The organism is Streptomyces sp. UG1, from assembly GCF_049974585.1.
Taxonomy (GTDB): Bacteria; Actinomycetota; Actinomycetes; order Streptomycetales; family Streptomycetaceae; genus Streptomyces.
This window is the reverse complement of record NZ_JBNGGG010000111.1, coordinates 1-3,914: the sequence shown is the minus strand read 5'-3', so window position 1 is coordinate 3,914 and position 3,914 is coordinate 1. Positions and strand designations below refer to the sequence as shown.

2 protein-coding genes and 1 pseudogene are annotated in these 3,914 nt (G+C 71.1%); all 3 read right to left on the bottom strand.

Features of this window, described 5'->3' with window-relative positions:
• Positions 1-113: 113 nt before the first annotated feature.
• Positions 114-2,272 (bottom strand): annotated as a pseudogene (locus tag ACP4J3_RS50460) (3-hydroxyacyl-CoA dehydrogenase NAD-binding domain-containing protein).
• Positions 2,273-2,329: 57 nt separating this feature from the next.
• Positions 2,330-3,550, bottom strand: coding sequence for an acetyl-CoA C-acetyltransferase (locus tag ACP4J3_RS50455; RefSeq protein ID WP_426544999.1), 1,221 nt, complete (start codon positions 3,548-3,550; stop codon positions 2,330-2,332).
• A 166-nt stretch (positions 3,551-3,716) separates the two neighbouring features.
• On the bottom strand, positions 3,717-3,914 hold a 198-nt coding region (locus ACP4J3_RS50450; RefSeq protein WP_426544997.1), incomplete at its 5' end, for a hypothetical protein.

Sequence of the window (3,914 nt, the reverse complement as noted above, 5' to 3'; positions counted from 1 at the left end):
GCCGGGCCGGTTGAGGGTGAGGTACGCCTTGCGGTCCTTCACCTCGTACAGGACGGTGGACTGCTGATCGTCGGTCATATGAGCTCCGTATTACGGTGGAATGCGGTGGTCGGTCAGAAGGTCTCGCCGTGCTCGGCTTTCTCGCGCAGCAGGGCGTTCGGGGCGAAGCGCTCGCCATGAGCGGCGGCGAGGCGATCGGCGCGGGCGACGAAGGCTGGCAGGCCGCCGGGGTAGCCGTTGACGTACTGCAGGACGCCACCGGTCCAGGGCGGGAAGCCGATCCCCAGCAGGGATCCGATGTTGGCGTCCGCCGTGCTGGTCAGTACGCCTTCGGCGACGCAGTGTGCCGCCTCGACGGCCTCGGCGAACAACAGCCGTTCGGTGAGTTCGCGCAGGTCGACCCCGGCGGGGTCGCCATGTGCGCGAAAGACCGTGTTGAGTTGCGGCCACAGACCGGTCCGCGCGCCCGAGGCGTCGTAGTCGTAGAAGCCGGCGCCGCGCACGCGGCCGGGCCTGCCCAGCCCGGTCATCGTCTCCGCGACCGCCTCGGCCGGGTGCGCGCGGTAGTCGTCGCCGTCCGCGGCGCGCTTCTCGTCGCGGATCCTCAGCAGCAGCTCCAGGTTGAGTTCGTCCGCCAGCTGCAACGCGCCGACCGGGTAACCGGCCTGCCAGGCGGCCTGCTCGACGGTCGCCGGGGCGATGCCCTTGCCGAGCATGGCCAGGGCCTCGTACACGAACGTCCCGATGACCCGGGAGGTGAAGAAACCGCGGCTGTCGTTCACGACGATCGGCGTCTTGCCGATCTGCGCCGCGAAGTCCAGAGCCCGCGCCAGGGCCTCGTCGCTGGTCCGCTCACCGCGGACGACCTCCAGCAGCGGCATCCTGTCGACGGGTGAGAAGAAGTGCAGGCCGATGAAGTCCTTCTGCCGGTGCACTCCTTCGGCCAGGCTGCTGACCGGCAGGGTGGAGGTGTTCGAGCCGAGCAGCGCGTCGTCAGCGACCGCCCGTTCCGCCTCGGCGAAGACGGCACGCTTGAGGGAGGCGTCCTCGAAGACCGCCTCCACGACCAGGTCGCAGCCGGTCAGATCGGCGTACTCGGCACTCGGCGTGATGCGGGCGAGGACCTTCTCCCGTCCGGCCTCGCTCAGCCGCCCGCGTGTCACGGCCCTGTCCAGGAGCCTGCGGGAGTAGTCCTTGCCACGTTCCGCGGCCTCAAGGGAGACGTCCTTGAGGACGACGTCGATGCCGCTGCGCGCGCAGGCGTAGGCGATGCCCGCGCCCATCATGCCGGCACCGAGCACGGCGGCCTTCGACACCCGGCGTCTGGGCAGGCCCTTCGGGCGTGACCCGCCGGCCTTGATCGTGTTCAGGTCGAACCAGAACGCCTGGATCATGTTCTTCGCGGTCTGGCCGCGTGCGATGTCGACGAAGTAGCGGCCCTCGACTCTCAACGCGCCATCCAGATCCAGCTGGGCGCCCTCGACGGCGGCGGCCAGGATGTGGTGCGGGGCCGGCAGCGGCGCACCCTTGAGCTTCTTGCGCAGGGTGGCGGGGAGGGCCGGCAAGGTTGCCGCGAGCCCGGGGCTCCCGGGGCGCCGCCGGGGATCGCGTAGCCGGCCGCGTCCCAGCGCTGCACCGAGTGGGGGTGCGCGGTGATCCAGGCGCGGGCCTTGTCGAGCAGTTCCTCGCGTGTCGCGGCGAGTTCGTCCACCAGCCCGAGCCGCACCGCCTCGGCCGGTGGGTACCGGTCGCCCTCCAGGAGGACCTTGGTCAGGGCATCGACGACGCCGAGCAGGCGGGTGGTCCGCGCCACGCCTCCCCCACCCGGCAGCAGGCCGAAGGTGACCTCGGGCAGGCCGAACCTCGCGTCCGGAGTGTCCAGCGCTATGCGGTGATGGCAGGCGAGCGCGAGCTCCAGGCCGCCGCCCAGAGCGGAGCCGTTCAGCGCCGCGACGACCGGCTTGCCCAGCGTCTCCAGCGTCCGCAGCCATCCTTTGACCTGTTCGATCTGCGCGGCGAACCGTGCGGCGTCGCTGTCGGTGACCCGGATCAGCTGCCGGAGGTCCCCGCCGGCCAGAAAGGAGTCCTTCGCGGAGGTGACGATCACGCCGGTGATCGTGTCCTTCTCGGCGGTGAGCCGTTCGACGGCCGCGGCGAGTGAGGCGCGGAAGGCGTCGTTCATGGTGTTGGCCCGCTGTCCCGGGTCGTCCAGGGTGAGCGTGACGACGCCGTCGGTGCTCTGCTCCCAGCGGATGGCGTTCGGGTCGGTCATGCGTGTGTTCCCGCTTCCTCGGCGCCTTCTTCGGTGGCCGGCCGCCTGATGTTCCGGTCAGAGGCGTTCGACGACGGTCGCGACGCCCATGCCACCGCCGGTGCACAGGGTGGCCAGGCCGTAGCGCATGCCGCGCCGCTCCAGCTCGTCGACGAGGGTGCCGAGGATCATCGCCCCGGTGGCGCCCAGCGGATGGCCAAGTGCGATCGCCCCGCCGTTCACATTGACCTTCTCGGGCGGTACGTCCAGGTCGCGCAGGAACTTCAACACGACGGCAGCGAACGCCTCGTTGACCTCCCACAGATCGATGTCGCCCACGGCCAGCCCCGCTTTGGCGAGCGCCTTGCGCGCGGCCGGGGCGGGAGCGGTGAGCATGATCGTCGGTTCGCCGGCCACGGTGGCCGTGGCGACGATCCGGGCGCATGGGGTGAGGCCGAGGTCGCGGCCGGCCCGCTCACTGCCGACGACCGTCAGCGCGGCGCCGTCGGCGATCGCCGACGAATTGCCGGCGGTGTGGACGTGGTCGATCCGCTCGATCCAGTGGTACTTCTGCAGCGCCACGGCATCGAAGCCGCCCTGCTCACCGATGCCCGCGAACGACGGCTTCAGCGCGGAGAGCGCGGCCGGGCCGGTGTCCTGCCGTACCAGCTCGTCCCGGTCCAGAACGATGTGGCCGTTGACATCGCGGACGGCGACGAGCGAGCGGTCGAACAGGCCATCCGTCGCAGCCTTGGCCGCCCGGGCCTGGGACTCGACGGCGAACGCGTCGACGTCCTCGCGGCTGAACCCCTCCACGGTGGCGATGAGGTCGGCGCTGATCCCCTGCGGCACGAACGAGGTGCTGTAGGCCGTCTCGGGATCCGTCATCGCCGGTCCTCCGTCCGCGCCCATGGGCACCCGCGACATCGACTCGACCCCGCCCGCGAGGAAAAGGTCCTCCCAGCCGGAACGGACCTTCTGCGCGGCGATGTTGACCGCCTCCAGCCCCGAGCCGCAGAAACGGTTCAGTTGGAAGCCCGCGCCCGAGGACTCGTATCCGGCGGCCAGCGCGGAGGTCCGGGCGAGGTTCGCGCCCTGGTCGCCGACCGGCGAGACCACGCCCAGGATCACGTCGTCCACCCGCAGCGGATCGAAGCCCGGATTGCGTTTGCCCACCTCGTCGAGGAGACCCACGACGAGGGAGATCGGTTCGACGGTGTGCAGTGAGCCGTCGTTCTTGCCGCGCCCGCGCGGGGTGCGCAGCGCGTCGTAGACGAACGCTTCTGCCGGACTGCCCATGGTGGCCGCCCTCCTGTCAGTACGTATGCCGGCGAGTGGTCCGGCCGTGCGCGCGGCGCCGGGGCAGCGCAAGGGCCGTGCTTGACTGGAAGTCACACAGTCGCTGCCGGTGCCCGACGGTGACAGACCGCGGGCGTCTGGTGACCCGGCAGGCGATGACGAGCGCTCAGCTCGTGGGCGCGGTCGATGCCCCGGTCGCAGGGTGGCTCGACGTGGCACGTGACCCGTGTGCGGCACGCTCCGTCAGCCGTCCTTCCTGCGGACCGGCGGCAGCTGGGAAGCCTGGGGATCCGGTGAGCAGCGGCCGCACGATCCGGCCCCACCCCTCCAGCAGCGCGTCGCGGTCCGTGTCCTCCCGGTACAG

Bases quoted from the DNA above. Each gene is read 5' to 3' on its own strand.
- ACP4J3_RS50455 (WP_426544999.1), bottom strand. From the start codon at position 3,550: ATGGGCAGTCCGGCAGAAGCGTTCGTCTACGACGCGCTGCGCACCCCG.